Source organism: Enterobacter cloacae complex sp. 402C9, assembly GCF_050030745.1.
GTDB classification, from domain to species: Bacteria; Pseudomonadota; Gammaproteobacteria; order Enterobacterales; family Enterobacteriaceae; genus Enterobacter; species Enterobacter intestinihominis.
This window is the reverse complement of sequence record NZ_JBLGUW010000001.1, coordinates 1,749,417-1,770,788: the sequence shown is the minus strand read 5'-3', so window position 1 is coordinate 1,770,788 and position 21,372 is coordinate 1,749,417. Positions and strand designations below refer to the sequence as shown.

Annotated in this window: 26 protein-coding genes; 15 read left to right on the top strand and 11 right to left on the bottom strand. The window is 52.2% G+C overall.

The annotated features are described in order from the left end of the window. Positions 1-96: 96 nt before the first annotated feature. The 7 genes from pyrC (at position 97) to ACQG1K_RS08360 (ending at position 4,763) form a co-directional block, all read left to right on the top strand. The gene (pyrC, locus tag ACQG1K_RS08390) at positions 97-1,143 is read left to right on the top strand and encodes a dihydroorotase (RefSeq protein ID WP_022647716.1); all 1,047 of its coding nucleotides are present in this window, start codon (positions 97-99) and stop codon (positions 1,141-1,143) included. Between the two features lie 75 nt (positions 1,144-1,218). Continuing rightward, the gene (gene dinI, locus ACQG1K_RS08385) at positions 1,219-1,464 is read left to right on the top strand and encodes a DNA damage-inducible protein I (protein ID WP_367074780.1); all 246 of its coding nucleotides are present in this window, start codon (positions 1,219-1,221) and stop codon (positions 1,462-1,464) included. A 274-nt stretch (positions 1,465-1,738) separates the two neighbouring features. Then, a complete protein-coding gene (gene bssS / locus ACQG1K_RS08380; RefSeq protein ID WP_023299782.1) occupies positions 1,739-1,993 on the top strand; it encodes a biofilm formation regulator BssS in 255 nt (84 codons plus the stop codon). A 114-nt stretch (positions 1,994-2,107) separates the two neighbouring features. After that, positions 2,108-3,226 (top strand): N-methyl-L-tryptophan oxidase, encoded by a 1,119-nt coding sequence (gene solA / locus ACQG1K_RS08375; RefSeq protein WP_058676842.1) that lies wholly within the window; start codon positions 2,108-2,110, stop codon positions 3,224-3,226. A 50-nt stretch (positions 3,227-3,276) separates the two neighbouring features. After that, the gene (locus tag ACQG1K_RS08370; RefSeq protein ID WP_022647713.1) at positions 3,277-3,390 is read left to right on the top strand and encodes a YceO family protein; all 114 of its coding nucleotides are present in this window, start codon (positions 3,277-3,279) and stop codon (positions 3,388-3,390) included. A 226-nt stretch (positions 3,391-3,616) separates the two neighbouring features. Continuing rightward, on the top strand, positions 3,617-4,183 hold the full coding sequence (locus tag ACQG1K_RS08365; protein WP_022647712.1) for a cytochrome b: 567 nt from the start codon (positions 3,617-3,619) through the stop codon (positions 4,181-4,183). A 1-nt stretch (position 4,184) separates the two neighbouring features. Continuing rightward, the gene (locus ACQG1K_RS08360; protein ID WP_022647711.1) at positions 4,185-4,763 is read left to right on the top strand and encodes a YceI family protein; all 579 of its coding nucleotides are present in this window, start codon (positions 4,185-4,187) and stop codon (positions 4,761-4,763) included. Positions 4,764-4,801: 38 nt separating this feature from the next. Here ACQG1K_RS08360 and ACQG1K_RS08355 read toward each other — a convergent pair whose 3' ends face one another. Further along, positions 4,802-5,851, bottom strand: coding sequence for a rhodanese-related sulfurtransferase (locus ACQG1K_RS08355; protein ID WP_023299780.1), 1,050 nt, complete (start codon positions 5,849-5,851; stop codon positions 4,802-4,804). 218 nt (positions 5,852-6,069) lie between these two features. On the opposite strand from ACQG1K_RS08355, the gene ACQG1K_RS08350 reads away from it, so the two are divergent. The 3 genes from ACQG1K_RS08350 (at position 6,070) to ACQG1K_RS08340 (ending at position 8,827) form a co-directional block, all read left to right on the top strand. Next, positions 6,070-6,996 carry a Kdo(2)-lipid IV(A) acyltransferase gene (locus ACQG1K_RS08350; RefSeq protein ID WP_023305852.1) on the top strand — a complete coding sequence of 309 codons (927 nt, stop codon included), beginning with the start codon at positions 6,070-6,072 and terminating at the stop codon, positions 6,994-6,996. Positions 6,997-7,137: 141 nt separating this feature from the next. Next, positions 7,138-8,373, top strand: a complete 1,236-nt coding sequence (gene mdtG / locus ACQG1K_RS08345; RefSeq protein ID WP_023305851.1) for a multidrug efflux MFS transporter MdtG — start codon at positions 7,138-7,140, stop codon at positions 8,371-8,373. A 79-nt stretch (positions 8,374-8,452) separates the two neighbouring features. Further along, positions 8,453-8,827 (top strand): MysB family protein, encoded by a 375-nt coding sequence (locus ACQG1K_RS08340; protein ID WP_003858026.1) that lies wholly within the window; start codon positions 8,453-8,455, stop codon positions 8,825-8,827. A 7-nt stretch (positions 8,828-8,834) separates the two neighbouring features. Here ACQG1K_RS08340 and ACQG1K_RS08335 read toward each other — a convergent pair whose 3' ends face one another. The 3 genes from ACQG1K_RS08335 to mdoG form a co-directional block, all read right to left on the bottom strand. Then, a complete protein-coding gene (locus tag ACQG1K_RS08335) occupies positions 8,835-9,062 on the bottom strand; it encodes a YceK/YidQ family lipoprotein (RefSeq protein WP_003858030.1) in 228 nt (75 codons plus the stop codon). 84 nt (positions 9,063-9,146) lie between these two features. Further along, positions 9,147-11,675, bottom strand: coding sequence for a glucans biosynthesis glucosyltransferase MdoH (mdoH, locus tag ACQG1K_RS08330; protein WP_023299777.1), 2,529 nt, complete (start codon positions 11,673-11,675; stop codon positions 9,147-9,149). Further along, positions 11,668-13,221 (bottom strand): glucans biosynthesis protein MdoG, encoded by a 1,554-nt coding sequence (gene mdoG / locus ACQG1K_RS08325; RefSeq protein ID WP_426720881.1) that lies wholly within the window; start codon positions 13,219-13,221, stop codon positions 11,668-11,670. Before mdoG ends, mdoH begins: the two co-directional genes overlap by 8 nt. 255 nt (positions 13,222-13,476) lie before the next feature. On the opposite strand from mdoG, the gene mdoC reads away from it, so the two are divergent. Then, positions 13,477-14,616, top strand: a complete 1,140-nt coding sequence (gene mdoC / locus ACQG1K_RS08320; protein WP_022647705.1) for a glucans biosynthesis protein MdoC — start codon at positions 13,477-13,479, stop codon at positions 14,614-14,616. A 41-nt stretch (positions 14,617-14,657) separates the two neighbouring features. Here the strand turns inward: mdoC and ymdB are convergent, their stop codons facing one another. The 5 genes from ymdB to csgB form a co-directional block, all read right to left on the bottom strand. Continuing rightward, positions 14,658-15,194 carry an O-acetyl-ADP-ribose deacetylase gene (gene ymdB, locus ACQG1K_RS08315; protein ID WP_367074774.1) on the bottom strand — a complete coding sequence of 179 codons (537 nt, stop codon included), beginning with the start codon at positions 15,192-15,194 and terminating at the stop codon, positions 14,658-14,660. An 80-nt stretch (positions 15,195-15,274) separates the two neighbouring features. Next, positions 15,275-15,595, bottom strand: a complete 321-nt coding sequence (locus ACQG1K_RS08310) for a type 1 fimbrial protein (protein ID WP_045622602.1) — start codon at positions 15,593-15,595, stop codon at positions 15,275-15,277. Positions 15,596-15,748: 153 nt separating this feature from the next. Next, on the bottom strand, positions 15,749-16,081 hold the full coding sequence (gene csgC / locus ACQG1K_RS08305; protein WP_023299776.1) for a curli assembly chaperone CsgC: 333 nt from the start codon (positions 16,079-16,081) through the stop codon (positions 15,749-15,751). A 56-nt stretch (positions 16,082-16,137) separates the two neighbouring features. After that, the gene (gene csgA, locus ACQG1K_RS08300; RefSeq protein ID WP_003858043.1) at positions 16,138-16,593 is read right to left on the bottom strand and encodes a curli major subunit CsgA; all 456 of its coding nucleotides are present in this window, start codon (positions 16,591-16,593) and stop codon (positions 16,138-16,140) included. Positions 16,594-16,632: 39 nt separating this feature from the next. Further along, positions 16,633-17,088 carry a curli minor subunit CsgB gene (gene csgB, locus ACQG1K_RS08295; protein WP_022647701.1) on the bottom strand — a complete coding sequence of 152 codons (456 nt, stop codon included), beginning with the start codon at positions 17,086-17,088 and terminating at the stop codon, positions 16,633-16,635. Positions 17,089-17,831: 743 nt separating this feature from the next. On the opposite strand from csgB, the gene csgD reads away from it, so the two are divergent. The 4 genes from csgD to csgG are packed head-to-tail and all read left to right on the top strand — an operon-like array spanning position 17,832 to position 20,179. After that, on the top strand, positions 17,832-18,482 hold the full coding sequence (csgD, locus tag ACQG1K_RS08290) for a biofilm master transcriptional regulator CsgD (RefSeq protein WP_367074771.1): 651 nt from the start codon (positions 17,832-17,834) through the stop codon (positions 18,480-18,482). Between the two features lie 4 nt (positions 18,483-18,486). Beyond that, positions 18,487-18,876, top strand: coding sequence for a curli production assembly/transport protein CsgE (csgE, locus tag ACQG1K_RS08285; RefSeq protein ID WP_003858052.1), 390 nt, complete (start codon positions 18,487-18,489; stop codon positions 18,874-18,876). A 26-nt stretch (positions 18,877-18,902) separates the two neighbouring features. After that, a complete protein-coding gene (csgF, locus tag ACQG1K_RS08280) occupies positions 18,903-19,319 on the top strand; it encodes a curli production assembly/transport protein CsgF (RefSeq protein ID WP_003858054.1) in 417 nt (138 codons plus the stop codon). A 26-nt stretch (positions 19,320-19,345) separates the two neighbouring features. Then, the gene (gene csgG / locus ACQG1K_RS08275; protein WP_023299773.1) at positions 19,346-20,179 is read left to right on the top strand and encodes a curli production assembly/transport protein CsgG; all 834 of its coding nucleotides are present in this window, start codon (positions 19,346-19,348) and stop codon (positions 20,177-20,179) included. Positions 20,180-20,222: 43 nt separating this feature from the next. Here the strand turns inward: csgG and ACQG1K_RS08270 are convergent, their stop codons facing one another. Then, positions 20,223-20,705 (bottom strand): DUF1097 domain-containing protein, encoded by a 483-nt coding sequence (locus ACQG1K_RS08270; RefSeq protein ID WP_072202167.1) that lies wholly within the window; start codon positions 20,703-20,705, stop codon positions 20,223-20,225. Between the two features lie 96 nt (positions 20,706-20,801). Continuing rightward, positions 20,802-21,356 (bottom strand): TorD/DmsD family molecular chaperone, encoded by a 555-nt coding sequence (locus ACQG1K_RS08265; protein ID WP_108367751.1) that lies wholly within the window; start codon positions 21,354-21,356, stop codon positions 20,802-20,804. Positions 21,357-21,372 lie beyond the last annotated feature (16 nt).

Genomic DNA, 21,372 nt, shown 5'->3' with positions numbered 1-21,372 from the left:
AACGGAATAGTGTGCAAACGAAAACGTTTCCGCTTATGATTTGTGTCCGGCAAAAACAGCCATCTTATGACTGATCCCTTTCAAGCCGGAGCTTCCATGACTGTACAATCCCAGGTTCTCAAAATCCGCCGCCCAGACGACTGGCATATCCATCTTCGTGATGGCGACATGCTGAAAACCGTCGTGCCGTATACCAGCGAAATTTATGGCCGTGCGATTGTTATGCCTAACCTGGTTCCGCCAGTCACCACCGTCGAGGCCGCGATCGCCTATCGCCAGCGTATCCTTGACGCCGTTCCGGCCGGGCACGATTTTACTCCGTTGATGACCTGCTATCTGACGGACTCGCTGGATCCCAATGAGGTTGAGCGCGGATTTAACGAAGGTGTGTTCACCGCCGCGAAGCTCTACCCGGCAAACGCCACCACCAACTCCAGCCATGGGGTGACGAGCATCGACGCCATCATGCCCGTTCTGGAGCGTATGCAAAAACTGGGGATGCCACTGCTGGTGCACGGGGAAGTCACCCACGCTGACATTGATATTTTCGATCGCGAAGCGCGTTTTATCGAAACGGTCATGGAGCCGCTGCGCCAGCGTCTTCCTGGGCTGAAGGTAGTGTTTGAACACATTACGACCAAAGATGCCGCAGAGTATGTCCGGGATGGAAACGAATTGATTGCCGCCACCATCACCCCGCAGCACCTGATGTTTAACCGTAACCACATGCTGGTGGGTGGCGTTCGTCCACATCTGTATTGTCTGCCGATCCTCAAGCGCAATATCCACCAGCAGGCGCTACGTGAGCTGGTCGCCAGCGGCTTCCCGCGCGCGTTCCTCGGCACGGATTCCGCCCCGCATGCCCGTCACCGAAAAGAGGCGAGCTGCGGCTGTGCAGGCTGCTTTAACGCCCCGACCGCCCTGGCAAGTTACGCAACCGTCTTTGACGAGATGAACGCGTTAGGCCATTTCGAAGCCTTCTGCTCCCTTAACGGCCCGCGTTTCTACGGTCTGCCGGTTAATGACACGTTCATTGAGCTGGAGCGCAAAGAAAGCCAGGTTGAAGCGTCGATTGCGCTCACCGACGATACGCTGATCCCCTTCCTGGCAGGTGAAACCGTAAGCTGGACGGTAAAAAGCTAAAAAATTGTCATCCCCCTGTTGTCAAACCGGCAATATAACTGTATAAATAAACAGTATATTACACAGGGGGCATTTATGCGTATTGAAGTCACCATTGCCAAAACCACCGTCCTGCCTGCTGGCGCACTCGACGCTCTGGCGGGTGAGCTATCCCGACGTATTAACAGCACTTTTCCTGAAAACGATGGCGCCATAACGGTACGTTATGCGTCAGCAAACCATCTTTCCGTCATTGGCGGCGCGAAAGAAGACAAAGACCGCATCAGCGAAATTTTGCAGGAAACATGGGAAAGCGCCGACGACTGGTTTATCACTGATTAAAATTTGCTCCCTCATTGTGTTTTTTTGCCGGGTCGCCCCGGCTTTTTTTCGTTTCGTCTCCTGGAAGTTCAAAATATTTCAGTATCTTCTTAGAAAATCGTGAACAAGATGACGTTTTATTGTTCGAACAATCCTAAAAAGCAGAAAAATGTGTTGCTACCCGTTTATTTTTTCCTGCGGAACCCTTATTAATTGATATACTGAAAAAGCTTTCAGAAAAACATGCATTGAACCTCAAAGTCGTTGTCTTCTAACACGCATTAAGGGGGTTATAATGGAAAAGAATAATGAAGTCATCCAGACCCATCCACTCGTTGGCTGGGATATCAGCACCGTAGACAGCTACGATGCGCTGATGCTGCGTTTGCACTACCAGACCCCGAATCAGCTAAACCGTGACGAAGCGGAAGTTGGACAGACGCTGTGGCTTACAACAGACGTCGCCCGTCAGTTTATTTCTATTTTGGAAGCAGGCATCGCAAAAATAGAATCTGGCGACTACCAGGAAAATGAGTATAAACGGCATTGACCTTATGCCCCTTTTCACTCAACAGGCACCCTCGCGGTGCCTTATTTATTTCGCTCTTGTATAAGCCCACATAGTTAATTACTCTGCTAACAAAGCGTTAGTAAAGAGAAGCCTATGAAATACGATTTGATCATTATCGGAAGCGGCTCCGTTGGATCTGCAGCCGGTTATTACGCTACGCAGGCGGGTCTGAATGTTCTGATGATTGACGCCCACCTTCCCCCTCATTCTGAAGGAAGCCATCACGGCGATACCCGTCTTATCCGTCACGCTTACGGCGAAGGTGAGCGCTATGTACCGCTGGTGCTTCGGGCTCAGACGCTGTGGGATGAGCTGGCCGCACTCACCGAAGAACGCATTTTTGAGCGCACCGGGGTTATTAATCTGGGGCCCGCCAACTCCACGTTTCTGGCGACGGTCGAGGAGAGCGCGAAAGCCTACCGTCTGGACGTTGAGCGTCTGGATGCGAACGACATAATGGCGCGCTGGCCGGAAATTTCTGTCCCTGAAGACTACATTGGATTGTTTGAAGCCAATTCCGGGGTACTGCACAGCGAAACGGCCATTAAGACCTGGATTGATCTCGCCGCCAAAGCGGGCTGCGCACAGTTGTTTAACTGTCCGGTCACGGGTATCACCCACCATGCCGGGGGTTCAACCGTCACCACGTCTGAAGGTGAATATACCGCCACGCGCCTGCTGGTGAGTGCGGGAACGTGGGTGACGAAACTGCTGCCGGATCTGCCCATCCAGCCGGTACGCAAAGTCTTCTCCTGGTTCCAGTCTGACGGGCGTTACAGCAGCCAGAACAAATTCCCGGCGTTCACGGGCGAGTTACCTAATGGCGACCAGTACTACGGTTTCCCCTCGGAAAAAGACGCGCTCAAGATTGGCAAACATAACGGCGGACAGGTAATTTCCTCTGCGGAAGAACGCAAGCCGTACGGAGCCTATCCGCAGGATGGTTCCGAAGCCTTCACGTTCCTGCGTAATATTCTGCCGGGCGTAGGCGGGTTGCTTTATGGCGCAGCGTGCACCTACGACAATACGCCAGATGAAGACTTCATCATCGACACCCTGCCTGGGCACGACAACACCCTGATCGTAACCGGGCTCAGCGGTCACGGGTTTAAATTTGCCTCTGTGTTAGGTGAAATCGCCGCCCAGTTTGCTCAGGGGATTGCGCCTTCGTTTGATCTCAAACCCTTCGCGCTCTCGCGCTTTAGCCGATAATACCGCTACAGGCTCCGAATAACCGGAGCCTGATTTGCGAGAGGATCATGATGCGCAGACTGGTGAATTACCTTATCAATAACATCCGCGAGCATTTCATGCTCTACATTGTCCTTTGGTCGCTGCTGGCGATTGTTGACGTCATCTTTATTGTATTCTTCTGAAAACCATCACTGACGTTTATTGACACTCCTTTAAACTTATTTAACTTATAGTTTTTATAAAAAGTCATCTCAAATTTATTGAACGAAGCGATTGAAATACATTGCGGAAACATATTCAAATTCGCTGAAATAAAATAACTAAATAACATTATTCCTTTTTTTCAGTTGCATTATTTAATTAATCCGGCCATTTTTATTGCTCAGTCATTTGAGAACGGAAATTCATATGCAATGGCGTAACTCCTCCAGCCGCTACGGAATAATATCCATGTGTTTACACTGGCTATTTGCACTTGCTGTCTATGCCATGTTTGGTCTCGGCCTCTGGATGGTGACATTAAGCTATTATGACGGTTGGTATCATCAGGCCCCCGAATTGCACAAAAGCATTGGGGTTCTGCTGATGATGGGTCTGGTTTTTCGCGTGATCTGGCGACATCTCTCTCCGCCCCCTCCTGCCCCCAAAAGCCATGGCCGTCTTACCCGCATAAGCGCTGTTGGCGCACATATCGCACTCTATGCCCTGCTGTTCGCCATTCTGATCAGCGGCTATCTCATTTCGACCGCAGACGGCAAACCGATCAGCGTGTTTGGGCTCTTTGACGTCCCTGCCACGCTGGCTGACGCCGGTTCACAGGCTGACACCGCAGGTGTGGTTCATCTGTGGCTGGCATGGAGCGTGGTGATCCTGTCTGTTCTGCATGGCCTTGCGGCCCTGAAACACCACTTTATCGATAAAGACGATACGCTGAAGCGCATGCTTGGCCGTTCGTCAGTTGACTCTGGAGCATAAAATGAAAAAACGCCTGTTGGGTATCGCATTAGGTTCGCTGTTATTTACCACCGGTTCGGCCATTGCCGCCGACTATAAAATTGATAAAGAAGGCCAGCATGCCTTCGTCAATTTCCGTATTCAGCATCTGGGTTACAGCTGGTTATATGGTACGTTCAATGATTTCGATGGCACATTTAGTTTCGACGAGAAAAACCCTGCTGCCGATAAAGTAAACGTCACCATTAATACTAACAGCGTCGACACTAATCACGCCGAGCGTGATAAACATCTGCGCAGCGCTGAATTCCTGAACGTAGGCAAATTCCCGCAAGCTACTTTCGCGTCGACAGAAGTGAAGAAAGACGGTGATAAGCTCGCTATTACCGGTAATCTGACGCTGAACGGCGTAACAAAACCGGTAACACTGGATGCGAAATTAATCGGCCAGGGAGACGATCCGTGGGGCGGAAAACGTGCTGGCTTTGAAGCCGCCGGCAAAATTCATCTGAAAGATTTTAATATCACCACAGATTTAGGACCGGCATCGCAGGATGTAGAGCTGATTATTTCGGTGGAAGGCGTTCAGCAGAAGTCATAAAACAGGCCCGGCAGGCTTTTACGCCGCCGGGCAATGTTTTACTCCGGGTCCGGAATACCCAGTTTGGTATTCAGTCGGCCCCGGGATTTATTAAAGATCTTATTCCCGTTCTCGCGCCCGGCACGGCGACGACGTTGCTCTTCTTCAGGCAGGATACTCTCTTCACTGCACAGCTCGCTACAGCAGCCATTAAACTTCTCGGCACATGCAGGACACTGAATAAACAGAAGATGACAACCGTCGTTTTTGCAGTTGGTATGCGTGTCGCACGGCGTACCGCACTGGTGACAGTGAGCGATTACGTCCTCTGAAATTCGCTCGCCCATACGCTCATCAAACACAAAGTTTTTACCGATAAAACGCACCGGTAACCCCTGCTCGCGGGCGCGGCGGGCATATTCAATGATCCCACCCTCAATATGCCAGACTTTATTAAAACCGTTGTGTTTCATCCAGGCACTGGCTTTTTCGCAGCGGATCCCCCCGGTGCAATACATAACGATCTTTTTGTCTTTATGCTCCTGCATCATCTCAACCGCTTTCGGCAGCTGTTCGCGGAAAGTGTCGGCAGGAATTTCCATCGCATTCTCGAAGTGGCCCACTTCATATTCGTAGTGGTTACGCATATCGATGAACACTGCATCCGGATCGTCGAGCATCGCGTTCACTTCAGCGGCCTTTAGGTACTCCCCCACATTAGCGGCATTGAAGTTCGGATCGTCGATGCCATCCGCCACAATACGCTCACGCACCTTCATGCGCAGCACCCAGAACGATTTGCCGTCATCATCCAGCGCAATGTTCAGGCGTAAGCCGTTAAGCGCCGGATCAAAACCATAAAGGAGATCGCGGAAGGCGCTGACTTTGCTTTCCGGCACGCTGATCTGCGCGTTAATACCCTCACGCGCCAGATAGACGCGACCAAACACGTTCAGGGCGGTGAAAGCCTGGTAAAGCGCATCGCGGGTCGCCTGTGGATCGTTGATGGTAAAATATTTATAGAAAGAGATCGTTGTGCGCGGTTCGGTTTCGGCCAACATACGCGCTTTCAACATCTCATTCGAAACGCGGTTGTGTAACACTGGCATGGTGTACAAGTCCTGCAATCGTTGAGAAATAAAAATCGGTCGGCATGATATAGCAAACAAAGACAATTTACATCCACACAATTTACGCTACATTTCAGTCAACCTGATTAATCAGACTTAACACTTGCATATTCTTTCATGTTTCGATGACAGACATTTTGGCTATGCCTCAAAAAATGAGACAATAGCCCTTCAGGACGTTAGAACACAGGACAGACATGACCCAGTTACCGAAATTTACTGCCGCGCTTTTACACCCACGCTATTGGTTAACATGGTCAGGCATTGGCTTGTTGTGGCTAATTGTACAGCTGCCTTATCCCGTAATTTTCCGCATGGGTAAAGGACTGGGCCGCATTGCTCAACAATTTATGAAGCGTCGCGCCAGGATCGCGTATCGAAATCTTGAGCTTTGCTTTCCTCAGATGAGCGAATCTGAGCGTCACGACATGGTGGTTAAAAACTTCGAATCTGTCGGCATGGGACTGATGGAGACCGGTATGGCCTGGTTCTGGTCGGATAAGCGCATGGCGCGCTGGACGGAAGTGGCCGGAACCGGCATGGATCCGGTGCATAATCTCCAGGCCAACCAGACTGGCGTCCTGCTGATTGGCGTTCATTTCCTGACGCTCGAAATTGGCGCGCGCATGTTCGGCATGCAGGCGCCGGGTATTGGCGTTTATCGTCCCAACGATAATCCGGTGATCGATTTGATACAGACCAACGGACGCATGCGCTCGAATAAAAGCATGATCGACCGCAAAGACCTTAAAGGGATGATCCGCGCCCTCAAATCAGGTGAAGTGGTCTGGTATGCCCCGGATCATGACTATGGCCCGCAATCCAGCGTGTTTGTCCCGTTCTTTGCGGTGGAAGATGCGGCGACAACCACCGGGACCTGGATGCTGGCGCGGATGTCCAAAGCGGCTATCGTGCCGTTTGTACCGCGCCGTAAACCAGACGGTTCAGGCTATCAGCTCATCATGCTGGAGCCGGAACTCACGCCGCCGCTGGATGATGCAGAAACCACCGCGCGCTGGATGAATGCTATTGTCGAGAAATGCATTATGCTCGCTCCCGAGCAGTACATGTGGCTGCATCGCCGCTTCAAAACCCGGCCTCAGGGCGTCCCTTCTCGTTATTAATCTGCATGCGGTCTTCCGGGCCGCAAGCTGTTTTAGCTTTAAAAGCTCCCCGTCATTGCGGCAATCATACCCCAGGCGCATAATTAGCAGGCTTATTACCTCACTGGTCACGGTGCCCTGCACCTCATTATGCGGATAGTTATGTCCTCCACAGATGCTCCCATAAACTGGAAACGCAACCTGACGGTTGCATGGCTGGGTTGTTTTCTTACTGGCGCCGCCTTTAGCCTGGTAATGCCCTTCCTGCCCCTCTACGTTGAACAGCTCGGCGTCACCGGCCATAGCGCACTGAATATGTGGTCCGGCCTGGTGTTCAGCATTACGTTCCTGTTCTCCGCCATTGCGTCGCCTTTCTGGGGTGGGCTTGCGGATCGCAAAGGCCGCAAAATTATGCTGCTGCGCTCCGCGCTCGGCATGGCGATCATAATGCTGTTGATGGGGGTGGCGCAGAATGTCTGGCAGTTCCTGATATTACGCGCGCTTCTGGGTCTGCTCGGGGGATTTATCCCCAATGCCAACGCCCTGATCGCAACCCAAATCCCACGCCATAAAAGCGGCTGGGCATTGGGTACGCTCTCCACTGGCGGCGTAAGCGGCGCACTGCTGGGTCCGCTGGCGGGCGGGCTGCTGGCCGACCATTACGGACTGCGGCCGGTATTCTTCATTACCGCCAGCGTGCTGTTCCTCTGCTTCCTCGTGACGCTTATCTGCATCCGCGAGAATTTCACGCCGGTAGCCAAAAAAGAGATGCTGCACGCCCGGGATGTGCTGGCCTCGCTGAAAAACCCAAAGCTGGTGCTGAGCCTGTTTGTGACCACCATGATTATTCAGGTGGCCACCGGTTCAATCGCGCCTATTCTGACGCTCTATGTCCGCGACCTGGCCGGCAACGTCAGCAATATCGCCTTTATCAGCGGCGTGATCGCCTCTGTTCCCGGCGTGGCCGCGTTGCTGAGCGCGCCGCGGCTCGGCAAGCTGGGCGATCGCATCGGCCCGGAGAAAATTCTGATCTGCGCCCTGATCCTCTCCGTTCTGCTGCTGATCCCCATGTCGATGGTGCAGTCTCCCTGGCAGCTCGGCGTGTTGCGCTTTCTGCTGGGCGCAGCGGACGGCGCGTTGCTTCCTGCGGTGCAGACGCTGCTGGTTTATAACTCCACCAACCAGATTGCCGGACGTATTTTCAGCTACAACCAGTCGTTTCGCGATCTGGGTAACGTCACCGGGCCGCTGGTCGGCGCGGGGGTTTCGGCCAGTTTCGGTTTCCGGGCGGTCTTTATCGTGACGGCAGGCGTCGTGCTGTTCAACGCTGTTTATTCCTGGCTCAGCTTATCCCGGGCGCTACGCCCGGCGCGCATAACACAACATCGTGACGGCTAATTTACGCATTCATACTTGCAAAATCATATAATCAGCTATTCTTTCCCTGAATACCTTCACGAAAAACAGGGAGACACCAATGACCATGTACGCCACGCTGGAAGAAGCTATCGATGCCGCTCGCGAAGAATTCCTCGCCGATAATCCCGGCATTGAGGAAGAAGATGCTGACGTGCAACAACTCAATATCCAAAAATACGTCCTACAGGACGGCGATATTATGTGGCAGGCCGAATTCTTTGCTGACGAAGGTGAAGACGGGGAATGTCTGCCGATATTGAGTGGTGAAGGTGCGCAGGCGGTATTCGACGGCGACTATGACGAAATTGAGTTACGTCAGGAGTGGCTGGAAGAAAATACGCTGCATGAATGGGATGAAGGTGAGTTTCAGCTCGAACCGCCGCTGGATACCGAAGAAGGTCAGGCCGCAGCGGACGAATGGGACGAGCGATAAGCTCTCGTTACTCGTAAGGGCCGTGGCTGGCATCGATGGGCAGCAGTAGCGTGTCGAAAATCAGCGAAAACGGCAGATCGAGCACGGTGAGATAGCGCCATGCGGAATCGCGGACATCCCACTGTACGCCGGGGTAGTACTGATTCCCGTGGCCCTGTCCGGGAATGGTGCGGCTGATGATGCTGCCGCAGCCGCTGAGCAGGCATGCCATCATGACAACAATGATTACTTTCATTTCTGACCTCTAAAAAAATACCGGCGATTAAGCCGGTATTTTATTTGGCGGGTGGCGCTTCGCTTACCCGCCCTACTTAACAACTTACTTCGCCTTCAGGGCCAGCGGATTCAGCTTCACGTCCTTGTAGTAGTTCACCCACGAAGAGTATCTCTCCGGAGAAGTCCACACGCGGTAGTGAAGCCGTGCCATCGTCACCGGATCGCTCAACAGCACCAGACGACGGTCGCGGTTAAGCTTTTCTGGCGTCTCATTCAGCGCCTGCTCAACGTGGCGATCGCGGGCGATCTCCAGCACCTGGCTGGCGCGGTGACGCGCAGTCGCCATCGCGGTTGCCAGCGCATTGAATGACGGGTTAAACACGGCGTGCATAAAGCCATCATCCAGCGTGCGTTTGCGGTTCTGCTCCAGATAGGTATCGGTATCCACCAGCACCTGCGGCGGAGAATACTCTTCCGGGATCAGGAACAGCTTCCAGCGTTTGGTACGCAGGCCCACCGTAGAACGACTGGAGATCACCGACACAAATGGCGACAGGATCAGCGAGAAGACGATTGGCGCCAGCCAGAACAGGAAACGCAGATCCAGCCAGGCCATACCAACGGCCCACACCAGGCCCAGCAGCAGCTGAGAGCCGTGGCGCATAAAGGCTTCACTCCATGGCGTAGAGTCATCGTCACGCTGCGGTGAATTCCACACCACTTCCCATCCCAGGAACGCGCTCACCACGAATACCGTGTGGAACAGCATACGCACCGGTGCCAGCAGGACCGAGAACAGCACTTCCAGCAGCAGTGAAAGGGTTACGCGGCAGAAACCACCGTACTCCTTCGAACCTTTACACCAGATCAGAATGATACTGAGCAGCTTAGGCAGGAACAGCAGCACCATGGTCGACGCGAACAGCGCAATCGCCAGCTCCGGACGCCACTGCGGCCACACCGGGAACAGCTGGCGCGGTTGCAGGAAGTACTGCGGCTCCGTCAGGGCATGCACAACCTGCAACGCGGTCGAGAGTGCCAGGAACATAAACCACAGCGGCGCAGACAGATAGGACATCACGCCCGTCAGGAACACCGCACGGTGAACAGGGTGCATCCCCTTCACCAGGAACAGGCGGAAGTTCATCAGGTTACCGTGACACCAGCGGCGGTCACGCTTGAGCTCATCCAGCAGGTTCGGCGGCAGCTCTTCATACGAGCCCGGCAGATCGTAGGCAATCCAGACGCCCCACCCTGCGCGACGCATCAGCGCGGCTTCCACAAAGTCATGCGACAGAATGGACCCGGCAAACGATCCTTCACCCGGCAGCGGCGCCAGGGCGCAGTGCTCGATGAATGGCTTCACGCGGATAATGGCGTTGTGGCCCCAGTAGTGAGATTCACCCAGCTGCCAGAAGTGCAGACCGGCAGTAAACAGCGGCCCGTAGACGCGGGTCGCAAACTGCTGGCAGCGCGCATATAGCGTGTCCATACCGGACGCTTTTGGCGAGGACTGAATAATACCCGCGTTCGGATTGGCTTCCATCAGACGGACCAGCCCGCTCAGGCAGTCGCCGCTCATCACGGAGTCCGCATCCAGTACCACCATGTAGCTGTACTGGTTACCCCAACGACGGCAGAAGTCATCGATGTTCCCGCTCTTACGCTTAACACGACGACGACGACGACGGTAGAAGATCTGCCCTTCGCCCTGCACTTCAGCAATCAGCTCCATCCAGGCTTTTTGCTCTGCCACGCAGATATCCGGGTTGTAGCTGTCGCTCAGGATGTAGACGTCGAAATGCGCCGCGTTACCGGTCGCCTTTACGGACTCCCAGGTGGCACGCAGCCCGGCGAATACGCGGTCAACATCTTCGTTACAGATAGGCATGATCAGCGCGGTACGGTGCTCAGGATTGAGGGGTTCATCCCCGACCGTCGACGCGGAAATGCTGTATTTGTCACGCCCCATCAGCAGTTGCAGGAAGCCCATCAGCGCCGTCCAGAACCCGGCGGAGACCCAACAGAACAGCACGGCAAACAGCAGAAGGATGCCGCTCTGTAAAATATACGGCAGCAGCTGCATGAAGGAGACCCAGATATCCTGGCCAATCATGTCAGCAGGGTTAATCAATGCCCAGCCCTGGTACGGCAGAATAGTTTTCATGTACCAGGTGGCGACAACAGTCTGTGCCAGCGTCAGCAGCAGCAGAATGTAACGACGAATCGTTCCCACGGTACGCCATTTCTGCTCGGACGCCTGCTGTTCTTTGGTCAGACGTGACAGATAGCGCGGCGTCACGTCACGCCCACGCAGGCGATCCCAGAAGCGACCCACCGGGTTGGTGCGCCACGGATCGGGGAACATAGAGGAACGCGTGGCCTTCGGCATCGCCTGTAGCTGGTCACGCCCTTCGTCATCCTTGATTAACTGCCCTTCTGCCAGCGAGTCTGGCCATGCCTGCTCCAGACGTGCCTTCACTGACCCCAGCGGCGTATCATCATCACGGGAAAAGTGACGATGTTCACCATCCAGCGCGGTGTGAACCGCGCGGATGTCGCTCGCAGGGAGTGCCGCTTTTTCAATGTCCGTTAGCGGCATGGCATCAATATATTCAGATGTATTATTCATTGGCAGGTAGCTGATAGCTCCAGGTTTCACTCAGCGGCTTATCGTTACTGACCAGCGCGGCGCGCATTTCAGTGGTCTGTTTCGGATCTTTCACCTTCACGCGCAGGGTCAAACGCCACCCTTTGGTGACCGGATTGTAACGCACAGCGTTCTCAACGATTTCACCGTTATCGCCAATGCTGGCCTGTGCCGTCACGGCAGTATCCGGCGCCAGTTTTTTCATATCCTGCCCGGTGAAGTCCACGATAAATGCCAGCGTGCCATCCGGCTGACGAATCAGGTTGGACTGCTTCACGTCCCCCGTAGAACGACGCGTCTGCATCACATACACGTTATCCGGTGCGTGCAGTTTGTCTTCGTCACGGCTGAAGGTGATCGCATACTTGAAGTTCATCTCTTTACCGGCTTCAGGCAGCTGATCCGGTGTCCAGTACGCCACGATGTTATCGTTGGTTTCATCATTGGTTGGAATTTCAACCAGCTCAACCTTGCCTTTACCCCAGTCGCCTTTCGGTGTAACCCAGGCGCTTGGGCGCAGATCGTAGCGGTCGTCCAGATCTTCAAAGCGGGAGAACTGACGGCCACGTTGCAGCAGACCAAAGCCCTGCGGGTTTTCCATCGCAAAGCTGCTGACGGCGAGGTGTTTCGGGTTGTTCAGCGGACGCCAGATCCACTCGCCGTTACCAGCATGAATGGAAAGGCCATTAGAATCATGCAGTTGAGGGCGGAAGTTAGTCGCCGGAGACGGCTGATTCGGCCCGAACAGGAACATGCTGGTCAGCGGCGCGACGCCCAGTTTGCCCACTTTATCGCGCAGGTAAACTTTAGACTGCACGTCAACCACCGTGTCACGCCCTGGCATGATCACGAAGCGATAAGCGCCTGTCGCACGAGGGGAGTCCAGCAGCGCATAAATTGTCAGACGTTTGTCGGTTGGTTTTGGACGTTCGATCCAGAACTCGCGAAAACGTGGAAATTCTTCACCTGATGGCAGCGCGGTATCAATTGCCAGACCGCGCGCAGAAAGCCCGTACACCTGCCCCGCGCCAATCACGCGGAAGTAGCTGGCGCCAAGCATGCTGACGATTTCGTCGTTTTTATCTTTGCTGTTAATCGGGTAAAGCACCTTGAAGCCTGCGAAGCCGAGGTCTTTCACCGTGTCTTTATCGTGTTGCACATCGCCAAAATTGAAATAATCCGGGCTGTACTTGATTTTACGTACCGCGGTCGCCGTCACTTCATTGATGGCAACCGGCGTGTCGAAGTACATACCCTGGTGGTAAAATTCAAGCTTGAACGGGGTTTTAATATTGTTCCAGTACGCTTTATCGTGATTGAACTGGATCTGCTGATAGTCCGCGTATTTCATGTCGCGGAAAACGGAGGGCAGGTTACTTTTTGGCGCTTCGTAGCTCTTGCCCGCCATCGATTTAGCCTGTTTTGCGACATCATCGATGTTAAAGGCCAGTGCAGATGAGGTATACAGTGACAACAGCACTGCTACACCCAACCAACGCATTTTCATCATTTGTGGTTTATGTTTCATAATAAGTAAGCACTTCCCCCTTTGTGTGCTTATATCGATCCGATCCATTTTAATGGAAACTCAGGCAATCCGACAACATTATCACTGCTTTGTTCAGCTCGCTGGCTCATGGATTAAGCAAATGAAAGAACCCGCTTTTCACTTTGCGTGCTTATCCTGGAGACAGGGTGTCGGTCTTGGTGTAGGGTTGGCTCCGAATGTAACCATTATGAGCCTTAGGGATAAGGCGAAAAGTCTGAGAATGCGCAAAGTTATATGAGCACAACCCCTGTACAACGTGAATATTTCCTCGACTCGATCCGCGCATGGCTCATGCTATTGGGGATCCCTTTTCATATTTCACTGATCTATTCCAGCCACACCTGGCATGTGAACAGCCAGATGCCCTCCTGGTGGCTGACGCTGTTCAATGATTTTATCCATGCCTTCCGCATGCAGGTGTTTTTCGTCATTTCAGGCTATTTCTCTTACATGCTCTTCTTGCGCTATCCCCTCAAGCGGTGGTGGAAAGTACGCGTGGAGCGCGTGGGCATACCAATGTTGACGGCCATTCCGCTGCTGACGCTGCCGCAGTTCATCATGTTGCAGCATGTTAAAGGCAAGGCGGAAAACTGGCCTAATCTCTCGTTCTATGAGAAATACAACACCCTGGTCTGGGAGCTGATTTCCCACCTCTGGTTCCTGCTGGTACTGGTGGTGCTAACCACGGTGAGTTTGCTGATCTTCAGTCAACTGCGCCAGCGCGCGAGCGCCGCAACTTCGACCTTCTTCGCCAACATCACCCTGGGCAAGCTGTCGCTGCTGTTTCTTGCGCTGGGGGTCGCGTATGCCGCCGTCAGGCGTACGCTGCTCATTGTCTACCCTCCCATTCTGAGCGATGGGCTGTTTAATTTCGTGGTGATGCAGACCCTGTTCTACATTCCCTTCTTCCTGATTGGGGCGCTGGCATTTATTCATCCCCGGCTTAAAGCGCTGTTTACCACCCCCTCCCCCTGGTGTGCGGTGGGTGCTGCGCTGGCCTTTGCCGCCTATCTTCTCAATCAGCGCTTTGGCAGCGGGGACGCGTGGATGTATGAGACAGAGAGCGTGATAACGATGCTGATGGGCCTGTGGATGGTTAACGTGGTGTTCGCCCTTGGCCATCGTCTGCTGAATTTTAAATCAAGTCGCGTCACCTATTTCGTTAATGCTTCACTGTTTATCTACCTGGTCCACCATCCGCTGACGCTGTTTTTCGGGGCGTACATTACGCCGCATATCAAATCGAATGCGCTGGGCTTCTTCACCGGTCTGGTCTTTGTGGTTGGCATTGCCATCGTGTTGTATGAAATCCACCTGCGGATCCCGCTTTTGCGTTTCCTGTTCTCAGGCAAACCTCAGGTTAAAGCGGGATAAAAAAACGGCGCCTCCAGAGCGCCGTTTTTGCTTTTCAGACATCAAAATGCCTGGCTGCGCACGGTCAAAAGCCGCTGATACAGGTCGGCGGTGTGCTCATCGAAACAGACAAAAATGACTTTTTCCGGCATGGGTTTGAGGGAAAGGTAGTGATAAACGGTATTCACGGCGATCGTAGCTGCCGCTTCCTTTGGATAACCGTACACCCCGGTGCTAATGGCGGGGAACGCCATGGTCTTATAGCCGTTATCTGCCGCAAGCCGCAGGCAGTTACGATACGCCTGCTCCAGAATCTCAGCCTCATGGCGGTCGCCACCGTGCCAGACGGGTCCAACGGTATGGATCACCGCTTTGGCCGGGAGATCGCCCGCAAGCGTAATAACAGCATGCCCCGGCGGGCACTCTCCCTGCTGCTGGCGCACGGTTTTGCATGCTTCAAGGAGCTGAGGGCCCGCGGCCCGGTGAATGGCACCATCCACCCCGCCCCCACCCAAGAGGGAGGAATTGGCTGCGTTGACGATCACGTCAACGTGCACCGTCGTGATATCGCCATGAATAACGTCGATTTGCGGTCTCATAAACACCCTCTGCAACCCGCCTTTTTCATCAGTGTATCGCAGAGGGAGAAGGAGAAAAACTGTCGCGAAAAAAACGGCGGTTAACGGTAATCCACCTGAACGACCGCAAGCGTTTTCTTTTCATTCAGGTATTTCATGGTGACAGCGGCCAGCGCTGAGTGAGGATGATGGCCCCGGAGCGCCTCTTCATAACTGATGGTATGCGTTTTCATACGGTTATTTTCCGGGCAGGAAATCGCAAACTGCCGATGCCGGGGCGTGACTTCGCACGGGTCAGCGACCACCGCGCCACGAAAATGAATCACCCCACCATTCTCTATAGTTGCTGAATAAGCCGGAGAAAAAAAAGAGGACAGGATCAGTCCCAGACCAGAAATAATACACGCTGCGGATTTGAACATTATTTGTACTCCTCAATGAAATTCGTCCTTGAGGGGTAAAAACGCTCCGTTATGACGTATCAATTTAAGCAACCCGTTTGCTGGGTTCTTGATATCAGCATAGCTTACCTGTGCAGCGCCGCCACTTTATTAAATCATTGATTTTATGAATGATTAAAGCGTACTTGCCGGTGCGTTCCACTGCTGTGATAAATGAAGCGATTTTCCATCGGAAACGGTGACGATTATTTTTACCGCATCCCCTGAGCGAATATTTAAACTGATTCGCGTTAAATCAATCGGCTGATTAGCGGGTATAAAAAGAGTATTTTTCTGCCGCGATGTACTTTGTCCCCCCTGCCCCTGTCGGACAGATAACACCTCAACCTGACATTCGCAGGCGTCTGCCAGCGTGACCTGAGGAATAATGGTTGTCACATTTGCCTGCTGTGAGGTACTGAACGTTATCTGGCTGGCAAGCGCGGCAAGGAGAATGAAGGTGCTCATGAGATCCTCCCGAAAAAAAACAGGGCGCATGCCCTGTTTTTTGGTACAGAAATGAATCAGTACTGGTGTGCGGTCGCGTTGTTGCCGAAGCCAACCTGGTGCACAGTCACCGTTGAGCCGGACGCTGTCTGGTCTACCGCTGCGCCGTTGCCGCCGCCGAACTGTTTTACGTTGATAACAGAGTCTTTGCTATTCCACTGGTCGATGGTGGCGCTGTTACCAAAGCCTTTTTGCAGCAGATCGATAGAACTGTCATCAGAGCCCTGGCCAACATCTGCGCCGTTACCGCCACCATGCTGGGTAATGGTCAATTCAGAATCTCGGGCATCCGTCTGCAAAGCAAGCGCGGAGTTACCGCCGCCGTACTGGTAAATGCTCAGGGTTGAGTCAGGGCCGTTATTGCCGCCACCCCAGCCACCACCGTGGCCGCCGCCAAATTGTGGTACCGCACCTGCGAAAGCACTGCCAGAAACTACGATTGCTGCAATAACTGCCACTTTGAAAAGTTTCATGGTAAACCCCCATCGGATTGATTAAGGCGTCACACATCGCTAGCGTTGAATAACGCGAATAGCCATCTGCGACTGTCTCTGTACTACAACTGCTGTTTTCTGCGTACCATACTGCGTTATATTCGCCCTGTTACCCGAGCCTTTCTGGATAATCATGGCGGTGTTGCCAAAAGCGCCCTGCTTAATACTCGCATCGTTGCCGTTGCCGGTCTGATCGATATAAGCAAGGTTATACGTCCCTGACTGATCAACATTCGCGCGGTTATTCCCGCCCTCCTGGGAAATAACGGACAGCAATTTAGAACCGCCCTGGCGTACATCAACATTATTACCTGAACCCTGTTGACCAATAATGGCTGCCTGATTGTATGAAGCTTTACTTAATTCATTTATCGCAAAATTATATTCAGAACTGGCTAAATCTGAATCACCTGCGATTACAAACCCAGGCGCACCCAGTAATGTAAACATCATAAACAACGTTTTGTTTTTCATGCTGTCACCCTGGACCTGGCTATAAAAAAGGTATTCCTTACTCCGTTAACGCGATTCGTTTTGTTAACGCCGCGTTACGGAAAAGAGTATGTCTGCCGAAACATGTTTAATATCTCACCCGTGCGCCTTATTTTTATATTCCCCTTCACCTCAAAGTCGTAAATCTCGCCTGAAACGATGGGATACTCGCCTAAAGCAGAAACCAAAAATGTCTTCCTGCGCTTGTACAACAGCGAGACAGGCTGTCCAACCTGTACCGGCTTCTTCAGACAAAAACGACAATGCCCTTTGTCACGCGCGTGACACGAAGCAAGTTTTCTTAAGAAAAAATTCCGGCTTAGGGAAGTCTTATGTTTTTAGCAGAGTTCATACTTTTTACCGGTTGGCTTACAATAATAAAAAACCAGATAATACAACTCATTATAATATACCGTATGGTTTTTAAAATCTGTGCACGTTTATACACCTGTACAACTTTCCCCTTATCTTAAAAACTATTAACCCTGCAAAATACACAAATAAATATCGAATTTTACATTCTGTTACACGATTAACACTTGCTTTAAAGTTTGCAATAGCTAGATTGAAAACAGCAGTACGTTATTTGTTTTTAATTTTACCGCCTCCTTTGGAGGAAGGTTTTTTAACTACACACAGCAGTGCCACACCTGCAGTACTTCTGGTGCCCTTTTCAATAATACGAGGGCAGCTGCCGGGTGTCATAAATAACGTGGGGTTTCATCATGTTTAATGAAGTCCATAGCTTACCCGGTCATACATTATTGTTGATCACAAAACCTTCCTTACAAGCGACAGCGTTATTGCAGCATTTAAAACAATGCCTGTCACTTAACGGGAAACTTCATAACATTCAACGTTCTTTTGATGATATCGCTCCTGGCAGCATCATTCTTCTCGATATGATGGAAGCGGATAAAAAACTGATCCATTACTGGCAAGATAATTTAAGCAGGAAAAACAATAATATCCACGTATTGTTATTGAATACGCCTGATGAGTATCCTTTCCGCGAAATTGAGAGCTGGCCGCATATTAACGGCGTGTTTTACGTTACAGAAGAAGAAAACCGTGTCGTGGAGGGTTTGCAGGGCATATTGCGGGGGGAGTGTTATTTCTCGCAAAAACTGGCCAGCTACCTCATTACCCACTCCGGAAATTATCGCTATAACAGTTCGGAATCGGCCCTTCTGACGCACCGTGAGAAAGAGATCCTGAACAAACTGCGTATTGGTGCTTCAAATAATGAAATCGCCCGTTCGTTATTTATCAGCGAAAATACGGTTAAGACGCATCTTTATAATCTTTTCAAAAAGATAGCTGTTAAAAATCGCACGCAGGCGGTGTCGTGGGCAAACGATAACCTCAGGCGTTAATAGCATGAAACGCACCCTAAGTTGGATTGCCGCCGCAGGCATTATGCTTGCTGCCGGAAACCTTCAGGCTGTTGAGGTGGAAGTTCCTGGACTGTTGACCGACCACACTGTCACCTCTGTCGGACACGATTTTTATCGTGCCTTCAGCGATAAGTGGGAAAGCGATTATCCGGGTAATTTAACCATCAACGAACGGCCCAGTGCGCGGTGGGGAAGCTGGATCACAATAACCGCTAATCAGGACGTTATTTACCAGACTTTTTTATTCCCAACGAAAAGAGACTTCGATCAGAACGTCGCTTTCGCACTGGCACAAACAGAAGAAGCTATTAACCGCCTACAGTTAGATAAAGCCCTTTTGAGCACAGGCGATTTAGCAAAAGATGAGTTCTAGCAACGACACCTATTTCGGAGGCTGTAATGCGTCTCGCACACACAGTGATTTCGTTAATGCTCATTGCGCCGTTGAGTTGGGCCGGAAATATGACATTCCAGTTCCGCAACCCTAATTTTGGCGGCAACCCGAATAACGGAGCCTTTATGCTTAACCAGGCGCAGGCTCAAAACTCCTATAAAGACCCCAGCTATGACGATGATTTCGGTATCGAGACCCCGTCAGCTCTGGATAATTTTACTCAGGCCATCCAGTCGCAAATATTAGGTGGCTTATTAACCAACATTAATACCGGAAAACCCGGCCGGATGGTCACTAATGACTTTATCGTCGATATTGCCAATAAAGACGGGCAGCTTCAGTTAAATGTGACAGACCGAAAAACCGGTAAGACGTCGACAATCCAGGTTTCCGGTTTGCAGACCAGTTCAACTGATTTCTAAACAACCCCGAAATAAGGACAATTATTATGCAGCGCTTTTTTATTTTAGTTGCAGTGTGCTTATTAAGCGGTTGTTTAACTGCCCCGCCAAAAGAAGCCGCTAAACCCACCCTAATGCCCCGTGCCCAGAGCTATCGGGATCTGACGCATCTGCCGGGCCCTACCGGGAAGATATTCGTCTCGGTCTATAACATTCAGGATGAGACGGGCCAGTTCAAACCGTATCCGGCCAGTAACTTCTCCACGGCCGTACCGCAGAGCGCCACCGCGATGCTGGTTACCGCCCTGAAAGATTCGCGCTGGTTTATCCCGCTGGAACGCCAGGGGCTGCAAAACCTGCTTAACGAACGAAAGATCATTCGTGCTGCACAGGAGAATGGTACCGTTGGCGTCAATAACCGCATGCCGCTACAGTCTCTCACCGCAGCCAATATCATGGTGGAAGGCTCGATTATCGGCTACGAAAGTAACGTGAAATCGGGCGGCGCGGGTGCCCGTTACTTTGGTATCGGGGCCGACACGCAGTATCAGCTGGATCAGATTGCCGTCAACCTGCGCGTGGTTAACGTGAGCACGGGTGAAATTTTATCCTCCGTGACCACCAGCAAAACGATTCTCTCATATGAAGTGCAGGCGGGGGTATTCCGCTTTATCGACTACCAGCGTTTGCTGGAGGCTGAAATTGGCTATACCTCTAACGAGCCGGTCATGCTATGTCTGATGTCGGCCATCGAAACCGGGGTGATTTTCCTGATTAATGACGGCATCGATCGCGGCTTGTGGGATCTTCAGAATAAAAGTGACGTGAGTAATGCGGTGCTGGTGAAATACCGTGAGATGTCGGTTCCGCCGGAGTCATGATTGGCGGCGTATAAAAAGGCGAGATTTTCGTCTCGCCTTTTTTTTATTTACTTACCACAGGAACGTTCTGGCTCTTCTCGCGTCGGGCTGCAAGCCAGAGACCGCTGTTCTTCATAGCGTAGCCAAACAGTAATCCCAGCATGAGCGAAGGGACCACCAGCTTCCAGTCCCCCTGGCCTGCAAAGGTCGCGCAGGCACCCATGAACGTGCCGGGCACAAAGGACAACAGCAGATGTTTTGCCTGAACGCACATCAGGAAAGCCACAATACCGGTCATGACGTACCCCAGGATTTCCACATGCGGCGCCAGCGCGCTGCCCTTCATAATGATCAGCGCCCAGACCACGCCACTCAGTAACGTGCTGCCTGAAATAAAGAGCCCTTTAAAACCACCCTGCGGACAGGCGAAATAGGCCGTGCAGCCAAGAAAACCGGCCCAGCTCAACAAACCGAGAGATACCGCCACCCAACCCCAGAGGCCGGAGAGGATGCCAGTCGTGATTGCAATACAAAGTAATATGTTCATGGTGCGCATCTTAGCAGATGCGCACCCAAGAAATGAGATCAGAAGCACGTTACGTGCAAGTTGAAATGTATCGTTGCAGGATTTTTGTGATTTAAATCACTCTTCACTCTCTTCTGCCAGCTCATCCCACATGGCAGCGATAGCGTCACGCGTCAGCGGAGCCAGCGTTCTCCAGAACGGAGAGGTGGCGTGGGCTTCAACTTTACCCAGGAAGGTTCCGACCCACGGGAGCAGATACATTTCGAACAGGGTTTCAATCGCCTCATTCTCATCATCACCTGCTTTATCTTCAATCCATGAGGCCGCCAGCAACAGGGTACCGATATGATCGGCAGGCATATCCGTCAGCGGCATGCCGCGTTCTGAAAGAAACGCCCGAACTTCCGCTTCGGTCGCACCTTCCTGCCAGGCAGAACGATACGGCGACACGCGACACTCTTCTCCCACGAACAGCGCGTTGTAATCCGTTGAAATCTGCTGCATATCGCAACTTTTTTGCAAGCGTTCCAGCAACTCATCCTGTTCCAGCGGCCAGCTCTGCGCCAGTTTACCTTCACGAATCAGGGTAAACAGCGGAACCAGCAGCGGATCCTGCGGCTGGCGGTAATATAAGGTGCCCAGCACGCGGCAAAGGATGGAAAACTCATTCATGTTTTTATTCCGTTAT